Genomic DNA, 15,910 nt, shown 5'->3' with positions numbered 1-15,910 from the left:
AAAACCGTTATTTGAATCCATGCCACCGGTCTGTCCGGCTGACCTGTTTTTGTGGTCGCCGGCAGTCATCGGTGGCTTTTTGTTGTCATGCATGGGAACCGTGGCCGCTTCGATGTGATAGGATGCAGATAAATATTGAATATTTTTTATCAAAATGATACAATAAGAAATTATGGGGCAGGTGTAGTGCGTGAGTATAAAAAAGTGGCAGGTTTTTCCCTGTGACGGCCAGTCTGTGCAGAAAATATCGAAAGAAACAGGAATTCCCGAGCTTCTGGCGGTTTTGCTGCAGGCAAGGGGAATCACGGAGCCGGAGCACATCCGGGAGCTGTTTCAGTCCGAACTGACTTTTTCCGATCCGTTTTTAATGGCCGATATGCGTCAGGCGGCCGACCGTATTTTAAGCGCTGTGGACGGATTTGAAAAAATAGCCGTTTACGGGGATTACGACGCCGACGGGGTAACCTCTACCGCAATGCTGTATTCCTATCTGGAATCCTGCGGAGCAAATGTGCTGTATTATATTCCGGAGCGTGAAGGGGAAGGCTACGGCCTCAACAGCAACGCGATCAAAACACTGTATGAGCAGCAGGTCAGCCTGATTGTTACGGTTGACAACGGGATATCGTCGATCGAAGAAGTCGATTATGCGAACAGCCTTTCCATGGATGTTGTTATTACGGATCACCACCGGCCGCGCGCGGAGCTGCCGCGTGCCTGTGCCATTGTGGACCCTTACCGGGCCGACTGCAAAAGTCCGTATAAAGATTTTTCCGGTGTCGGAGTCGCCTTTAAGCTGATTATGGCTCTGGAAGGGGAAGACTGTGATATAACGGCTCTTCTCGATAATTACGCCGATCTTGTCGCGATCGGAACGATCGGCGATATTGTTCCGCTGACGGGAGAAAACCGCAGCTTTGTCAAAGCGGGACTCAGGATGATTTCACGCACCGACCGGATCGGTCTTCGCTCTTTGCTGGAGCAAGCGGGGATGGAAGGGCGGAAACTGACCTCCGGAAATATTGCCTTTACCATTGTGCCGCGCATCAACGCGACGGGGCGGATCGGTTCGCCTGACAGAGCGGTCCGTCTGCTGCTGAGCGAATATCCGGACGAAGCGGGTGAGCTTTCCTGCGATATCAATGACGAAAATGAATACCGGCGCCAAATTGAGAGAGAAATATATGAAAAGGCACTGCATCAGTTAAAGGAACAGCCGCAGAGGCTTTATGACCGCGTTTTGGTCATCGAGGGCGAAAACTGGCACCATGGCGTCATCGGAATTGTTTCTTCCAGAATTACCGAGCAGTTTGGAAAACCAAGCATCATCATTTCCTATTCCGGCGAAGAAGCCAGGGGTTCCGGCAGAAGTATTGAGGGATTTTCCCTCTTTGAAGCGGTGCGTTCCTGTGACAGACTGCTTACCCGCTATGGCGGGCACCCGATGGCGGCTGGCCTGACGTTGCCGACGGAAAACATCTCCGCGTTCCGTAAAACGATCAATGCTTACGCCGCTTCCTTGGACGGCCCAATGCCGGTTCCCATTCTGAAAATCGACTGCCTTTTAAAACCGCAGCAGCTGACGCTGGATATTCCCGAATATGTACGGGCGCTGGAACCGTTCGGGATGGGGAATCCGTCGCCGCTTTTCGGTTTGTATCATATGACATTGTCCGACATCATGCCGGTCGGCGGTGGAAAGCATCTGCGCGTTACCGTGACGCAGGGTACCGCCGCTGTACGCTGCATGAAATTCGGCACTACGCTGGAGCAGTTTCCGTATTCTCCCGGCGATCTGCTTGACCTTGCGGTCACGCTGGAAGCACGGGAATACAACGGAAAGAATACGCTTTCCATTTATATCAAAGACCTGAAACGCTCCGATGTGGATTTGGACGGGGTCATTGCCGGGTTTGCGCTCTATGAGAAATCCAAAAGAGAAGAACCGTTGTCGCAGGAAGAGCTTTCCGGCCTGATACCGAACCGGAACGAGTTTGCCGCCGTTTACCGCGCGGTGCGTGCGGGAAACGGCTTTTCCGGGGAAGCGGAAATCCTTTTGGCGAAAATCGGTTCCGCACAGATCGGCCTTGGAAAGCTTCTGACGGCACTGGACGTCCTTGCTGAGCATCATCTGATTAAGATGGAAAAATCCGGCAATATCTGCACGGTAGAAATGATACATACGGAAAAGAAAGTGGACTTGTTCCGTTCCAACATACTGAATCATTTATATTCTCTGGGAAGGGCGGGTGAATCCTATGGCGTGGCCGCTAATGACGTATGATCGTTTGGTCGCTTTAATCAAGGAAAGTGAACATGAATATGACATGGACGTGATAGACCGCGCCTATCAGCTCGCGGTAAAATCCCATGAGGAGCAGAAACGCCTTTCCGGCGCGCCTTATATTTCCCATCCTGTCGCGGTCGCTTGCATCCTGGTGGAACTGGGCATGGATACCGAATCCGTTGCAGCCGGCCTTCTGCATGATGTTGTGGAGGATACGCCGGTCAATCTGGAGCAGCTGAAAAAGAGCTTTGGGGCGGAAATTGCCAACCTGACCGACGGTGTAACAAAGCTCGGCCGTATTCCGTACTCTTCCCGGGAGGAACAGCAGGCGGAGAACCTGCGCAAAATGCTGATCGCCATGGCGGAAGATATCCGGGTCATCATTATTAAGCTTGCCGACCGCCTGCACAATATGCGCACGATTGAATTCATGCCGCCGCAGAAGCAGCGCGACAAGGCGCTGGAAAATATGGAGGTTTACGCGCCGATTGCACACCGTCTGGGCATCCGGGCCGTGAAAGAGGAGCTGGAAGACCTTTCCCTCCGATGTCTGGACCCCGTGGCCTATGAGGAGATTGAAAGCAGCCTCGAGCTGCGCAGCAGTGAGCGCAAAGCCTTTATTGAACGGACAAAAAAGTGTATTTTTGAACGCGTGTCGCCGCTGATTCCCAACGTTTATCTGGAAGGAAGAGTCAAGAGCATCAACGGGATTTTCCGGAAGACATTTATCCAGGGACGCTCCATGGATGAAATATACGATATCTACGCCGTGCGTGTCATCGTCGATACGGTAAACGACTGCTACAATGTTTTGGGCGTTATTCACGACATGTACCGTCCGATTCCGAACCGGTTCAAGGATTATATCTCTACCCCGAAGCCGAATTTGTACCAGTCCCTGCACACGACGGTCATCGGGAAGGACGGAATCCCGTTCGAGGTGCAGATCAGAACGTGGGAAATGCACCATACCGCGGAATACGGAATCGCGGCTCACTGGAAATACAAGCTCGGTCTTGGCGGTAAGAGCGGCGATTCGCTGGAGCAGCGTCTTGCCTGGATCCGTCAGATGCTGGACAGCCAGAAGGACAGCGAGGACGCGACCGACCTGGTGCGCACCATCAAATCGGATCTGGCCCCGGAAGAGGTCTTTGTCTTTACGCCGAGGGGCGATGTCATTAACCTGCCGTCCGGCTCCACCGTGATTGACTTTGCCTATGCCATCCACAGCGCCGTCGGCAACCGGATGATCGGCGCAAAGGTGGACAAGCGGATTGTGCCGATTGATTACAAAGTAAAAACCGGGCAGATCATTGAGATCCTGACCTCCAAAGAAACCCGCGGACCCAGCCGCGACTGGCTGAAAATCGTCAAAACAAGCGAGGCCCGCAATAAAATACGCGCCTGGTTTAAACGCGAGAAGCGCGATGAGAACATCATCGAAGGCAAAGCGGAGCTGGAACGCGAATTCAGAAGGAACGGCATTGAAATGAGCGAGTCCGAGCTTGCCGCCATTCTGGAAAAAATCGGCGCCAAACAGAACTGCGCCACGGCGGACGATGTATACTCCGCCATTGGCTATGGCGGAATCCAGCTTTGGAAGATCATGCCCAAGATCAAAGAAGACTATATGAAGGACAAGCGTCCGCCTGCGGCCCTGCCGGCACAGCCGCCTGCCAAACAGACGCCGAAGAAGCCGGTGGGCGGCGTTACGGTCGACGGGATGGACAACTGCTTGATCAAGTTTTCGCGCTGCTGCAACCCCCTGCCCGGGGATGACATCATCGGCTTTATTACCCGGGGCTTCGGCGTTTCCATCCACAAGCGCACCTGTTCCAATGTTCCGCAGAACCTGCAGGACGCGCCCGAGCCGGAAAGATGGATCAAGGCTCACTGGACGGGCGAAGTCAAGGAAGAATTTAAATCCACGCTGGAAATTGTGGCGAACGACCGCTCCGGCCTGCTTGCCGACGTGACCCAGCAGCTTTTCAATATGCACATCTTTATTCACTCGCTCAATTCCAGAGAAACAAAGGACGGCAGCGCCGTGATTTCCGCTACCATTACCATCAACGGTCTGGAGCACCTGAACAGCATCATTAACCGTCTCAATAATATTGAGGGGATTATTTCTATCAAACGTTCTTAAGAGCTGACCGGACGGCTGAACTGCCGGCAATTATGAGGATACAGGAGGTCTTAAAGCCAGATATGAAAGTAAATAGAATCACCGGCGGGCCGCTGCCCACCAACTGCTATATTCTGACAGATGACGAAACCGGCCTGTCGGCGGTAATCGATCCGGGTTTTGAGGACCCGAGACTGACAAAGGCGGTTCTTGCCGCGGGCAAGGAGAATATCAAAGCCATTTTGTTAACTCACGGGCATTTTGATCATATTATGGGGGTAAGTTCTTTAAAACGGCTGACGGGCGCCAAAATCTATATCTATTCCGACGATATGCTGTTTACCGCTGACAATTCCCTGAATTTGTCCACCATGGTCACCCCGCTGGGAGCAGAGCCTTTTACGGCGGATGTCTCGCTGAACGACGGCGATAGGATAGAGCTTGGCAGCCTGAAAATCCGTGTGATGCATACGCCCGGACATACGATCGGCAGCTGCTGCTATCTTGTGGGAGACGCTATTTTTTCAGGCGATACGCTGATGAAATGCAGCTGCGGCAGGACAGACTTCCCGACCGGGAGCTACCCGCAGATGATGGATTCCCTGAAAAAGCTTGAGAATCTCGAGGGAGACTATCATGTTTACCCGGGGCACGAATGGGAAACGACGCTGGAATACGAAAGAAAAAACAATCCGTATATGGGGAACGGCGTCTTATGATCCTGATGATCGACGGACACTCGTTCCATTACGAAATGGAAAATCTCTGCCGCGTCTTTTTTCCTTATCAAAAAATCAAAGTGGTTTCCGAATTACCCGCTGATGAGCAGGACGACTGGCTCGTTTATACCGGGCTGAAGGCCTTGCCGGAAGGATTGCGGATTTCCGTGCGCGTGAAGCTCGGTTCCTACGAGGGCGAAGACTCGGATACGCTTGCTTTATCGGGAGATGTCCAGCAGAAGGACAGCGAGCGCCGTATGGCGGTTATGCTGTTCCGCCTTCTGACACAATACTGCGGCTTTACCCCGAAGTGGGGAATCCTGACGGGAGTCAGGCCGGTAAAGCTGCTCCGCCGCCTGATTGCCGAAAAAGGGGAACAGGAAGGGCTGGATTATTTTCGGAACGAGCTTCTTGTTTCCGGCGCCAAAACGGAATTAAGCCTTCTGACCATGCGCGGCGAAGAAAAGATTCTGGCACAGTCCAGGCCGGAATCCTTCAGCCTGTATGTTTCCATCCCTTTCTGCCCGACGCGCTGCTCTTACTGCTCCTTTGTTTCGTCGTCGGTCGAAAAGACGGCAAAGCTGATTCCGCAGTACCTGACTCTCCTTTGCGAAGAAATCCGTCATACCGCGAAAGTAGCCTCCGGCCTGAAGCTGCGGCTGGAGTCCGTTTACATCGGCGGAGGAACACCCACGACCCTGTCCGCGCAGCAGATGGAGGCCCTTCTGGCCGCCATCCGCGACAGCTTTGACCTCTCTGCCTGCCGTGAGTTTACTGTGGAAGCGGGCAGACCGGACACCATTGCCGGCGATAAGCTGGACGCAATGAAAAGGCGCGGGGTTACGCGCATCAGCATCAATCCACAGACGCTGAACGACGAAGTGCTCAAAGCGATCGGCCGCCGCCATACGACCGCACAGACCCTTTCGGCTTTCGCGCTGGCGCGTGAACACGGCTTCGGCAATATCAATATGGATCTGATCACGGGACTGCCGCAGGACACGGTGGAGAGCTTTATGTCCACTTTGGATGAAGTGATCCGCCTTGCCCCGGAAAGCGTTACGGTCCACACGCTTGCCCTGAAACGTTCGGCCAGAATTTTCCAGGAGGGAAGCGAGCCCTTTGTAAGCGGCGTACAGGCGTCGGAAATGCTGGATTACGCCGACAGCCGGCTGCTTTCGCACGGGTATTTGCCGTATTATCTTTACCGTCAGAGCCGGATGGTGGGCAATCTGGAAAATACCGGATGGGCGAAGCCCGGCTTTGAAAGCCCGTACAATGTTGTGATTATGGATGAATCCCAGACGATTCTCGCCTGCGGCGCGGGTGCCGCGAGCAAAATCAAAGACCCGTATTCGGACGGACTTACCCGTATTTTTAACTTTAAATATCCCTATGAATATATCGATCGCTTTGAGGAAATGATTATTAGAAAAGATCAGGTGAAAACTGTTTATGAGCAATTTTGTAGAGTATCAGAACGAGCTCAGTAAGATCAATGCCGCGGCGTCCACACAGCCGGAAGCTTTTGTTATGCGGACAGAAGAGTCCTATCACCAGAGCATCCGAAATATAGCCAGAAGCATTGCCGGACAAAAGCGGAACTGCCGGCTGATTATGCTTTCCGGCCCGTCCAGCAGCGGAAAAACAACCACCTCAAATCTTTTGAAAAACGCGTTTCAGTCGATCGGAGTCGGCTCCACCATCATCTCTCTGGATGATTTCTACCGCGGGGAGCGGCAGGCTCCGGTGCTTGAAAACGGGCAGCACGATTATGAATCCGTGGACGCGCTGGATGTTCCCGACATTGAAAGATGCCTTCTTTCCCTGATCGAGAACCGTCACTGCACGATGCCGGTTTTCAATTTCGAAATCCACATGCCGTATCCGCACAGGCGCCATGTGTCTCTGCGGGAGCACGACATTGCCATTGTGGAAGGAATCCACGCGCTGAATCCGGTTTTTATCGACAAGCTGCCCCAGGAGGGCGTATGTAAAATCTATATCAGTGTGAAGCAGGGAATTCACGAAGGGAGCAAACAGCTGTTTGACGCGAATGAAATGAGGCTGGTGCGAAGGATTGTAAGGGATTACAATTTCCGGGGCGCTAAGCCGGTGCGTACGCTGGAAATGTGGCCGACGGTAATGGACGGGGAGAGGAAATACATTAAACCCTACCGCAGTGACGCCGATTATACCATCAATTCGCTGCACACCTATGAAACCTGTGTGCTGGCAAATCAGGCCATCCCACTTCTGAAGACCGTTCCCACCGATTGCGGGCAGTACCCTTTGACGGAAAAACTCGTCGAAAGCCTTGAGAAGTTTACTCCGATCAACAATGAATTCGTTCCCCGGGATTCCATTATCCGCGAGTTCATCGGCGGCGGGATATATTGATGAATTTTATTGCATTTCCTCTGCCGTTGGAATATAATTTTAGTAAGAAAACCTAATTAAAGGAGTGTGCTATTTATGGGACTGTTTGAAGATGTCGTTGTCAACGCGAAGTCCGCGGTGAATGTTGTCGGCAAAAAAGCAGGTCAGTTTGTTGATGTCTCTAAGCTTAGAATAAACGCTGCCGATCTGAACAATGAAATTTCAAAGCGTTTTGAATCGCTTGGCAGGACGGTTTATGAAGCCAAAAAGACCGATAACGACTCGTCTGACCTTGTCAGTGAATGCATTACCGCAATAGATGATTTATATGAGCAGCTTGACGCTGTCAATGAGCAGCTGGTCGCCATGCGCGCCAGAATGGTTTGCAAGAACTGCGGTGAGGAAAATCCGCAGAACGCGGATTACTGCAGTAAATGTGGCCATAAGCTTTCGGATGACTGAGATCGTTCGGCATTTATTAAAGAGAGGGGCGTAGTACCCCTCTTTTTCAATGTCTGGAATAATGTTCATAATATTTTAACTTATTTAGTATACTATTTACCATGAGAAGATGTGTGCAATGGTAATTCCTCTTTTCTTCTGCCCTGACCGTGGAAAGAGGCATTTGCAGTTTATAGATAAAAAATTATGTGATTACTTTGGAATGGATGTGTCGCAATGGAAAACAAAAGGACCGCGGCCGTTGGCAAGCAGAGCTTTTTACACGGCGCTTTAATCCTGATGGTAGCGATTGCCCTGGTAAAGATTATCGGAGCACTGTTTAAAATTCCGCTTGCCTGGATACTGACGCCCGTTGGAAACGGCTATTTTGGAAATGCGTATTCTCTGTATTTCCCGATTTTCAGCCTTGCCACGGCAGGTTTCCCGATCGCCATCTCCCGGCTTGTGTCGGAAAACTCCGCCCGAGGCCGGTACCGTGACATCCGACAGATCCATACAGTTTCCATAAAGATTTTCCTGTTTCTCGGCATTGTCGCTTTTTCCATTATGTTTTTCGGGGCAAAGCCCTATGTTTCCTACGCGGTCGGAAACAACCCGCAAAACGCTCTTCCCGCGATTTACGCCCTTGCTCCGGCGATCCTCTTCAACAGCCTGATGGCGATCTACCGGGGATACTATGAAGGCCTGCGCAACATGTATCCCACCGCGATCTCCGAAATCGTGGAAGCGCTTTGCAAGCTGATTTTCGGCCTTGCCATTGCGTCGATGATTATTCAGTCCGGATTGAAGGAATTCGCGGCGAGCGGCACGGTTTACGGCGTGAAAATGGCTTCGGCGGAATACGCGAAGATCGCCACGCTCCCTTACGCGGCCGCGGGGGCGATTTTCGGCGTTACCATCGGTTCCGTTTTCGGTTTCCTCTATCTTTTTCTTTACCATAAAAGGCACGGCGACGGGATCACAAAGGAGATGCTTCGCGCGTCCCCCCGTCCGCTGCCCATGAAACATACGACCGTCCGCCTGATTAAAACGGCCATTCCGATTGCGCTGGGTTCGCTTGCGGTCAATCTTTCCACTTTTATCGACAGCACGTTCCTGCAGAAGCGCATCAACGATATCATGTCGGAGCATTCCCAGGTGCTGATCGGCATGTACGCGAACGTGATGCCCGACTCCGTCGTCAAGCTCAACAATGTACCTACTTTTCTGTTTGGCTGCTTTTCCAACGCATCAACCCTGTTTATGCTGGTGCCCGCTATTACGCAGGCGTTCGGCGTCAGCGCTCTTCCGAACGTCACGGAAGCCTGGACGGGCGGAAATCCTAAAAAAATTAAGCGAAGCATTGAATCGGTTCTTCGAATTGTGGCAATGCTAACCATACCGGCGGGATTGGGGCTTTCCGTACTCTCCACGCCGATTGCGACTTTGCTGTACGGTTCTCAGAACGCACCCACGGTTATCGGCAGAATTCTGGTTCTGCTGGGTCTTGGCGCGATTTTCGCGGCGATGAGCACGCCGATCAACAGCATGCTTCAGGCGGTGGGCCGGGTGGATCTTCCCGTAAAGCTGCTGGCTGTCGGCCTGGCGATTAAGCTTGTTTTAAACTACACGCTGGTCGGAATTCCCGAAATCAACGTAATGGGTGCGGGGACCGGGACTCTGGTGTGCTATATTTTCATTATGGTTTTCGCCCTGTTCTTCCTTTGCCGGGAAGCAAGGATCACGATCAACTTTGTGAGCATATTCCTGAAGCCGCTGCTGGCTTCCGTCATCTGCGTATCGGCCGCGTTTTTTATTCAGAAGGCGGGCGCGATGCTCGGACTGGGAAAGGTTGCGACCCTGCTGGCCATCGCCGCTGCGGGCGTGATTTATGTGATCTGCATGCTGTGGTTTAAGGCTCTGAATACGAACGATGTGCTTATGCTTCCAAAAGGACAAAAAATTGTGAAAATACTTGAAAAACATAATTGGATAAGGTAAAATGATAGCAGTTTATCCGATACTTTCTTTCACAGGAGATATTTGTTTTGGATTTTCAGTTCAAGAAAAAATACAGCATGCAGGATTTGCTGGATATCATGGCGATTCTCCGTTCTTCGGAGGGCTGTCCGTGGGACAGGGAACAGACACATCAAAGTATCAGGAATTGTTTTATTGAGGAGACTTATGAAGCTGTTGAGGCAATTGACAATGAGGATACGGAGCTTTTAAAGGAAGAACTGGGCGACGTCCTTCTTCAGGTGCTGTTTCATTCTCAGCTTGAAAAGGAAAGCGGCCGTTTTGACTTTTCTGATGTGGTGGACGGGATTGCCCAAAAGATGATTATCCGCCATCCCCATGTTTTTGGCAGCACGGTCGTCAACAGTTCCGACGAGGTTCTTGTCAACTGGGACGCGATCAAAAAGGAAACCAAAAAACAGGCGACCCAGACGGAAGTTCTGCAAAGCGTTTCAAAAGCCCTGCCCGCTTTGATGCGAAGCGCCAAGGTGCAGCATAAGGCCGCGAAGGTCGGGTTTGACTGGCCCGATATTTCCGGCGCGCTTGATAAGGTTGCGGAAGAAACCTGTGAATTAAAGGAAGCGATAGACAATGGAAGCTGGGAAGACCGCATGGAAGAATTGGGCGACCTTTTATTCTCTGTCGTGAATGTTTCGCGGTTTTTAAAAGTGGAGCCTGAGCAGGCCTTAAGCTTTTCCTGTGATAAATTTATCTTGCGCTTTCAGAAAATGGAACAGCTTGCAAAGGAACGCGGGGCCGATATGGCTTCTTTGTCGCTGGAACAGCTTGATTCTCTTTGGAATGAAGCTAAGACAAATTAATCATTCTCAGCTTTCTGCTGTTGAATAATAAAAAAACGGAGGTCAAATATTATGAACAAAACAGAATTAATTGCTGCTGTTGCTGAAAAGGCAGGTATGTCCAAAAAAGATGCCGATAATGCTGTCAATGCAATGATTGACACAATCGTTAAAGCTGTTTCCGAAGATGAAAAAGTCCAGATTGTTGGTTTTGGTACGTTTGAAGTACGCAGCCGCAGTGAGAGACAGGGCCGTGACCCGAGAACAAATTCTCCCATCACCATTCCCGCTTCCAAAGTTCCTGCTTTCAAGGCAGGCAAAGCATTTAAGGACGCTACAGCTAAATAAAATAGAACGGTTCTCATAAAAGGCTGTAACAGACTATGACGTTACAGCCTTTTATTTATTTCAGAAGGGGTTTATACTATGCGATTGGACAAATATCTGAAAATATCCCGTATCATTAAGCGCCGCACCATCGCGAACGAAGCCTGTGACGCCGGCCGGGTACTTGTGAACGGAAAACCGGCCAGAGCCTCCTACGACGTGAAGGTAGACGATATTCTGGAGCTGCAGCTCGGTTCGCGCGGCGTAAAGGCGCAGGTGCTCAGCGTAAACGAATACGCGAAAAAGGAAGAGGTCGCGGAAATGTACCGCGTTCTGTCGGACGGACCCGCGAACCTTTAAGTATATGTCCCTCCGTTTATGCATACAAATTGGTATGAATGAATAGGAGGGTCTTGAAATGGCTGAAGAAAAAAAGTCTGTGAAGGTACCGCACAGCCTGATCCTTGAAAACCGTCGCGCATTGACCGCCACCGGCGTTTCCAATGTTGACAGCTTTGACGAACAGACCATTGTCGCCTACACCGACCTGGGCCAGCTGATTATTAAGGGGACAAAGCTGCAGATTAATAAATTGAATATTGAAACCGGCGAACTGACCTTGACCGGCGATATCAGCGCCATGTCCTATGTTGAAAATCAGCTTTCAGGCGGCTTTTTCTCGAGGCTGTTTAAATAGGGGAGTGAGGTTATTTGAATTTATCTCTCACTGCCCAGCTTCAGGGGTTTGTCATTGCCATTGCTGCCGGTGTATTCCTGGGCGCGTATTATGATATTTTCCGCATCTTTCGCACCGTATTTCAGTCGGAACGCCGCGCCGTGTTTTTTCAGGATCTGTTCTATATGGTTACGGCGGCGTTTGTTACCTTCCTGCTTGCCCTGGGTGTCAATTACGGAGAAGTAAGGTTTTATATTCTGGCGGGGGAAGGAATCGGCTGGTGCCTGTATTATTTGACGGTAGGTACGGTAACCTACCGTGTGTTTCGTTTTATAGCGGGAATCGTCCGAAAATTCATCATTGTTCCTGTTAAGAAATTACTTGCTAAAATATCTCATTTGCTTCTCTCTGTTCTGAAGAAAATTGGTAAGAATACAAAAATAGTCGCATCAAATCTGAAAAAACGCTTGAAACATCACCGTGAAATAGTGTATAATCATTTCAAAGCAAAGCCTGAAGGAAAAAAGAAAAAGAAGCGGAAAAAGACAGCAAAGCTTAGGAGGCGCCGCTGAGTTATGAAGGTTATCAAGAAAAAAAAGCAAAAGGGCAGTTTTTTGCTGCGTACGGCTATCTTTGCTTTTGCAATCTATACGATTGTTGCGCTTGTTAATCAACAGGTTCAGATCAGCCAGAAACGCCAGGAACTTGCGGCCGTTAAGCAGAAGATCGTTATCCAGCAGGTAGAAAACGAGGACATAAAACATGCCCTGGGCACAGGCGCAAACGGGAACAGTGATTATATTGAACGCGTTGCGCGCGAAAGCCTGAACTTTGCCAAGCCGGGAGAACGTGTTTTTGTTAATATTGCGGGGAATTAATCGCTCTATTATTAAGGAGGAAATCACTTACATATGCAGCTTGAGGTAGGAACGATCCTGGAAGGAAAAGTTACGGGCATTACAAAATTCGGCGCTTTTGTAGAATTGCCGGGCGGCAAAACCGGTATGGTGCATATTTCGGAAGTCGCACCCACCTTTGTTAAGGAAATACGCGACTTTGTGACTGAGAACCAAATGGTGAAGGTCAAGGTAATGAGCATCAGCGAGGACGGGAAAGTCAGCCTTTCCATGAAAAAGGCCATTCCGCCCGCACCGCGAGGCAATGCTCCCGCCCCACGCGTATCCAGGCCGGGAAACTACGAGTGGCAGGGCAGAAAAAGCGAAGCGACAAGCTTTGAGGATATGATGTCCAAGTTCAAGCAGACAAGTGATGAAAAGATGTCGGATCTGAAAAGATGCGTGGAGTCAAAGCGCGGCGGCTTTTCCAAGCACGGCGGTTCCGGCCAGTCGAAATAATTTCAGCGGAGTGCACGCACTCCGCTTTTTTGTTGGAGGAAAAACAATGCTGATTATTCATGCAAAAATTGATACGATGGCGGGCAAGGTCATAGAAGACGGCTGGATCCGCACAAAAGGCGAAAAAATCGATTCTCTGGGCTCCGGCTCCGTACGGCCCGCACAGGATGAGCAGGTCCTCGACGTTCGGGGAGCCGGTGTTTATCCGGGTTTTGTGGACGCGCACACGCATGTCGGCATGTGGGAGGACGGCCTTACGTTTGAGGGGGACGACGGGAACGAGGAAACAGACCCCGTTACGCCGCAGCTGCGCGCCATTGACGCGGTGAACCCCATCGACCGCTGCTTCGGCGAAGCCCTTGCCGCCGGCGTTACTACGGTGGTGACCGGCCCCGGCAGCGCCAACCCGATCGGCGGCCAGCTCGCCGCGATCAAGACCTGCGGGGGACGGATCGACGACATGCTGGTAAAAGCTCCTGTCGCCATTAAAATGGCGCTGGGGGAGAATCCGAAATCCGTGTATCACGGCAAAAATCTTGCCCCCTCCACAAGGATGGCGACGGCCGCCTTGATCCGCGAGGAGCTTTTCAAGGCGCAGCGGTATCAGAAGGACCTGGAGCGCTCTAAGACCGACGAGGATTTTGACGCGCCCGAATTCGATATGAAGTCCGAGGCGCTGCTTCCCGCCCTCAGGGGCGAAATAGAGGTGCATTTCCACGCGCACCGCGCCGACGATATTTTTACCGCCGTCCGCATCGCCAAAGAATTTCACCTGAATTACGTGATTGTCCACGGCACGGAGGGGCACCTGATTGCGGACGCGCTGGCAAAGGACGGCGTACGGGTGCTGGCCGGTCCCTTCCTTTGCGACCGCTCCAAGCCGGAGCTGAAAAATTTAACGCCGCAAAACCCGGGAATTCTCGCAAATGCGGGCATCCTTACCGCGATTATCAGCGATCATCCCGTCGTCCCGCTGCAGTATCTTCCGACCTGTGCGGCGCTTGCCGTGCGCGAGGGAATGCGCTATGAGGACGCTTTGAAGGCGATTACCATCAACCCGGCGAAAATCTGCGGAATCGACGGCAGGGTGGGTTCGATTGAACCCGGAAAAGACGCGGATATGGTCGTCTTTGACGGGAATCCGCTCGAAATGACTTCTAAACCGAAATATGTGATTGCCAACGGAAAAATTATTCAATGAGGGAACGCGTATGAGAGAGATTGATGTTTCACAGATTACCGAAGCGATTAAAAAGCTTTTTATTGACGCGAACCGCGTTTTGCCGGAGGACCTTGAAAACTGTATCTCCGCCGCCTCGGAGAAGGAGACGTCCCCGATTGGCAGGACCGTTCTGTGCGATCTGTGCGAAAATATGAATGCCGCGCGGGAGCTCGAAATCCCCATCTGTCAGGATACGGGCATGGCTGTGGTTTTTGTTGAAATCGGGCAGGAGGTTCACCTGACCGGCGGTTCGTTTGAGGACGCCGTCAACGAGGGGGTGCGCCGGGGGTATCTCGAAGGCCGGCTGCGCTGTTCGGTGGCCGCGGACCCTATCCGCAGGGGAAATACAGGGGACAACACGCCCGCCGTCATCCATCTGCGCCTGGTCCCCGGGGACAAGCTTACGATTACCGCGGCGCCGAAAGGGGTTGGCAGCGAGAATATGAGCCGAATCAAAATGTTTACCCCGTCCGCAAGTACGGACGAACTCATCGGGTTTGTCGCGGACACGGTTCGGGCCGCGGGCGGGAACCCGTGCCCGCCGGTTGTTTTGGGTGTGGGCATCGGCGGCGATTTTGAAAAATGCGCCCTGTTGGCAAAACAGGCGCTCTGCCGCCCGGTTTCGCAGCGGAATTCCGACCCGTTTTACGCCGGGCTGGAGCAGCGGATGCTTGAAAGAGTCAATGAGTTGAACGTCGGCCCGCAGGGCTTTGGCGGGCTTACGACGGCTCTTGCGGTGAATATCGAGCAGTTTCCCACTCACATTGCCGGGCTGCCGGTAGCGGTCAACGTAGGCTGCCATGTGACCCGCCACAAGAAAATTACCATTTAAATTTTCTGACGCTTTTATTTGCCATATGATTATGGTATATTATAGGTAGTCGATATTCTTTTTTAAGAATAGAAAAAGGAGATGTTCCTATGAAAATTGCTGTTACTGGCAGGAAGGTCAATCTGCGGGATAATTTTAAGGAGTTGGCTGCAAAGAAGCTGTCGCGCTTTGACAGAATTTTCGATGAAGACGCGCAGGCCAATGTGATGGTGACGCTGGAGAGGAACCGCCAGACGGTTGAAATTACGATTAAATCGCGGGGAATGATTTATCGCGCGGAAGCAACGGACTTTGAGATGAACGACGCGCTGGATCAGGTGATCAGCGCGCTGGGCAGGCAAATCCGTAAAAATAAGACAAGGCTTGAGAAAGAAATCCATTCTGCCGCCCTCGACCAGTATGTACAGAATTATCTGCATACGGACGAAGAAGACGACAGCGAATATAAGATCGTGCGTACCAAGCATTTCTTTGTAAAACCTCTCAGTACGGAGGAAGCGATTCTTCAGATGAACCTGCTCGGCCATCAGTTTTTTATGTTCCGCGACGAACAGAGCGGAGAAATCAATGTGGTTTATAAGCGCAAGGACGGAAATTACGGATTATTGGAGCCGGATACGGAATAATAAAATATTCGCACCCGCACTGTTTTGGTGATAAAACACGGTGCCTGATAGAGAATAGTTTTCTATAACGATTGGGGCTGCGTACTGTCGCAGCCCCAT

Annotated in this window: 17 protein-coding genes; all 17 read left to right on the top strand. The window is 51.4% G+C overall.

Annotated features, from left to right (window positions below; all coding sequences use genetic code 11):
- The first annotated feature begins 190 nt into the window (after nt 1-190).
- The 17 genes from recJ to hpf all read left to right on the top strand — a co-directional run bounded on the left by recJ (nt 191) and on the right by hpf (nt 15,811).
- The gene (recJ, locus tag ACRQV7_RS08575; RefSeq protein WP_444657821.1) at nt 191-2,284 is read left to right on the top strand and encodes a single-stranded-DNA-specific exonuclease RecJ; all 2,094 of its coding nucleotides are present in this window, start codon (nt 191-193) and stop codon (nt 2,282-2,284) included.
- On the top strand, nt 2,274-4,436 hold the full coding sequence (locus ACRQV7_RS08570) for a RelA/SpoT family protein (protein ID WP_444657820.1): 2,163 nt from the start codon (nt 2,274-2,276) through the stop codon (nt 4,434-4,436). Before recJ ends, ACRQV7_RS08570 begins: the two co-directional genes overlap by 11 nt.
- Before the next feature lie 62 nt (nt 4,437-4,498).
- Nucleotides 4,499-5,134: an MBL fold metallo-hydrolase gene (locus ACRQV7_RS08565; protein ID WP_275717220.1), complete on the top strand. Its 636-nt coding sequence runs from the start codon at nt 4,499-4,501 to the stop codon at nt 5,132-5,134.
- Nucleotides 5,131-6,627 (top strand): coproporphyrinogen dehydrogenase HemZ, encoded by a 1,497-nt coding sequence (gene hemZ, locus ACRQV7_RS08560; protein ID WP_444657819.1) that lies wholly within the window; start codon nt 5,131-5,133, stop codon nt 6,625-6,627. The genes ACRQV7_RS08565 and hemZ overlap by 4 nt, the downstream gene beginning before the upstream one ends.
- The gene (locus tag ACRQV7_RS08555) at nt 6,590-7,534 is read left to right on the top strand and encodes a uridine kinase family protein (RefSeq protein WP_444657818.1); all 945 of its coding nucleotides are present in this window, start codon (nt 6,590-6,592) and stop codon (nt 7,532-7,534) included. Before hemZ ends, ACRQV7_RS08555 begins: the two co-directional genes overlap by 38 nt.
- A 75-nt stretch (nt 7,535-7,609) precedes the next feature.
- The gene (locus ACRQV7_RS08550; protein ID WP_081928281.1) at nt 7,610-7,975 is read left to right on the top strand and encodes a zinc-ribbon domain-containing protein; all 366 of its coding nucleotides are present in this window, start codon (nt 7,610-7,612) and stop codon (nt 7,973-7,975) included.
- A gap of 216 nt (nt 7,976-8,191) precedes the next feature.
- Entirely contained in the window at nt 8,192-9,955 is a 1,764-nt protein-coding gene (locus tag ACRQV7_RS08545; RefSeq protein WP_444657817.1) for a putative polysaccharide biosynthesis protein, read from the top strand.
- Nucleotides 9,956-10,002: 47 nt separating this feature from the next.
- Nucleotides 10,003-10,794, top strand: a complete 792-nt coding sequence (gene mazG, locus ACRQV7_RS08540; RefSeq protein WP_444657816.1) for a nucleoside triphosphate pyrophosphohydrolase — start codon at nt 10,003-10,005, stop codon at nt 10,792-10,794.
- Nucleotides 10,795-10,845: 51 nt separating this feature from the next.
- Nucleotides 10,846-11,121: an HU family DNA-binding protein gene (locus tag ACRQV7_RS08535; protein WP_038324296.1), complete on the top strand. Its 276-nt coding sequence runs from the start codon at nt 10,846-10,848 to the stop codon at nt 11,119-11,121.
- Between the two features lie 78 nt (nt 11,122-11,199).
- A complete protein-coding gene (locus ACRQV7_RS08530) occupies nt 11,200-11,460 on the top strand; it encodes an RNA-binding S4 domain-containing protein (protein ID WP_444657815.1) in 261 nt (86 codons plus the stop codon).
- Nucleotides 11,461-11,518: 58 nt separating this feature from the next.
- Nucleotides 11,519-11,797: a sporulation protein YabP gene (gene yabP, locus ACRQV7_RS08525; RefSeq protein ID WP_038324293.1), complete on the top strand. Its 279-nt coding sequence runs from the start codon at nt 11,519-11,521 to the stop codon at nt 11,795-11,797.
- Between the two features lie 14 nt (nt 11,798-11,811).
- A complete protein-coding gene (gene yabQ / locus ACRQV7_RS08520; protein WP_444657814.1) occupies nt 11,812-12,348 on the top strand; it encodes a spore cortex biosynthesis protein YabQ in 537 nt (178 codons plus the stop codon).
- 3 nt (nt 12,349-12,351) lie between these two features.
- The gene (locus ACRQV7_RS08515; RefSeq protein ID WP_275717236.1) at nt 12,352-12,654 is read left to right on the top strand and encodes an FtsB family cell division protein; all 303 of its coding nucleotides are present in this window, start codon (nt 12,352-12,354) and stop codon (nt 12,652-12,654) included.
- A 33-nt stretch (nt 12,655-12,687) separates the two neighbouring features.
- The gene (locus ACRQV7_RS08510; protein ID WP_444657813.1) at nt 12,688-13,131 is read left to right on the top strand and encodes a S1 RNA-binding domain-containing protein; all 444 of its coding nucleotides are present in this window, start codon (nt 12,688-12,690) and stop codon (nt 13,129-13,131) included.
- 46 nt (nt 13,132-13,177) lie between these two features.
- Nucleotides 13,178-14,332 carry an amidohydrolase gene (locus tag ACRQV7_RS08505; RefSeq protein WP_444657812.1) on the top strand — a complete coding sequence of 385 codons (1,155 nt, stop codon included), beginning with the start codon at nt 13,178-13,180 and terminating at the stop codon, nt 14,330-14,332.
- 10 nt (nt 14,333-14,342) lie between these two features.
- Nucleotides 14,343-15,185 carry a fumarate hydratase gene (locus ACRQV7_RS08500; RefSeq protein WP_444657811.1) on the top strand — a complete coding sequence of 281 codons (843 nt, stop codon included), beginning with the start codon at nt 14,343-14,345 and terminating at the stop codon, nt 15,183-15,185.
- An 89-nt stretch (nt 15,186-15,274) separates the two neighbouring features.
- Nucleotides 15,275-15,811 (top strand): ribosome hibernation-promoting factor, HPF/YfiA family, encoded by a 537-nt coding sequence (gene hpf / locus ACRQV7_RS08495; protein WP_275717244.1) that lies wholly within the window; start codon nt 15,275-15,277, stop codon nt 15,809-15,811.
- Nucleotides 15,812-15,910 lie beyond the last annotated feature (99 nt).

It is taken from the genome of Caproiciproducens lactatisolvens, from assembly GCF_052443335.1.
Lineage (GTDB): Bacteria > Bacillota > Clostridia > Oscillospirales > Acutalibacteraceae > Caproiciproducens.
Note: the sequence above shows the minus strand (reverse complement) of the source record. Positions and strands in the feature narration are given on the sequence as shown.

Excerpts from the sequence above, each read along its gene's own strand:
- ACRQV7_RS08570 (WP_444657820.1), top strand. The coding sequence starts at position 2,274 with ATGACGTATGATCGTTTGGTCGCTTTAATCAAGGAAAGTGAACATGAA.
- ACRQV7_RS08565 (WP_275717220.1), top strand. The coding sequence starts at position 4,499 with ATGAAAGTAAATAGAATCACCGGCGGGCCGCTGCCCACCAACTGCTAT.
- hemZ (WP_444657819.1), top strand. The coding sequence starts at position 5,131 with ATGATCCTGATGATCGACGGACACTCGTTCCATTACGAAATGGAAAAT.
- ACRQV7_RS08555 (WP_444657818.1), top strand. The coding sequence starts at position 6,590 with ATGAGCAATTTTGTAGAGTATCAGAACGAGCTCAGTAAGATCAATGCC.
- ACRQV7_RS08550 (WP_081928281.1), top strand. The coding sequence starts at position 7,610 with ATGGGACTGTTTGAAGATGTCGTTGTCAACGCGAAGTCCGCGGTGAAT.
- ACRQV7_RS08545 (WP_444657817.1), top strand. The coding sequence starts at position 8,192 with ATGGAAAACAAAAGGACCGCGGCCGTTGGCAAGCAGAGCTTTTTACAC.
- ACRQV7_RS08535 (WP_038324296.1), top strand. The coding sequence starts at position 10,846 with ATGAACAAAACAGAATTAATTGCTGCTGTTGCTGAAAAGGCAGGTATG.
- ACRQV7_RS08530 (WP_444657815.1), top strand. The coding sequence starts at position 11,200 with ATGCGATTGGACAAATATCTGAAAATATCCCGTATCATTAAGCGCCGC.
- yabP (WP_038324293.1), top strand. The coding sequence starts at position 11,519 with ATGGCTGAAGAAAAAAAGTCTGTGAAGGTACCGCACAGCCTGATCCTT.
- ACRQV7_RS08515 (WP_275717236.1), top strand. The coding sequence starts at position 12,352 with ATGAAGGTTATCAAGAAAAAAAAGCAAAAGGGCAGTTTTTTGCTGCGT.
- ACRQV7_RS08510 (WP_444657813.1), top strand. The coding sequence starts at position 12,688 with ATGCAGCTTGAGGTAGGAACGATCCTGGAAGGAAAAGTTACGGGCATT.
- ACRQV7_RS08505 (WP_444657812.1), top strand. The coding sequence starts at position 13,178 with ATGCTGATTATTCATGCAAAAATTGATACGATGGCGGGCAAGGTCATA.
- ACRQV7_RS08500 (WP_444657811.1), top strand. The coding sequence starts at position 14,343 with ATGAGAGAGATTGATGTTTCACAGATTACCGAAGCGATTAAAAAGCTT.
- hpf (WP_275717244.1), top strand. The coding sequence starts at position 15,275 with ATGAAAATTGCTGTTACTGGCAGGAAGGTCAATCTGCGGGATAATTTT.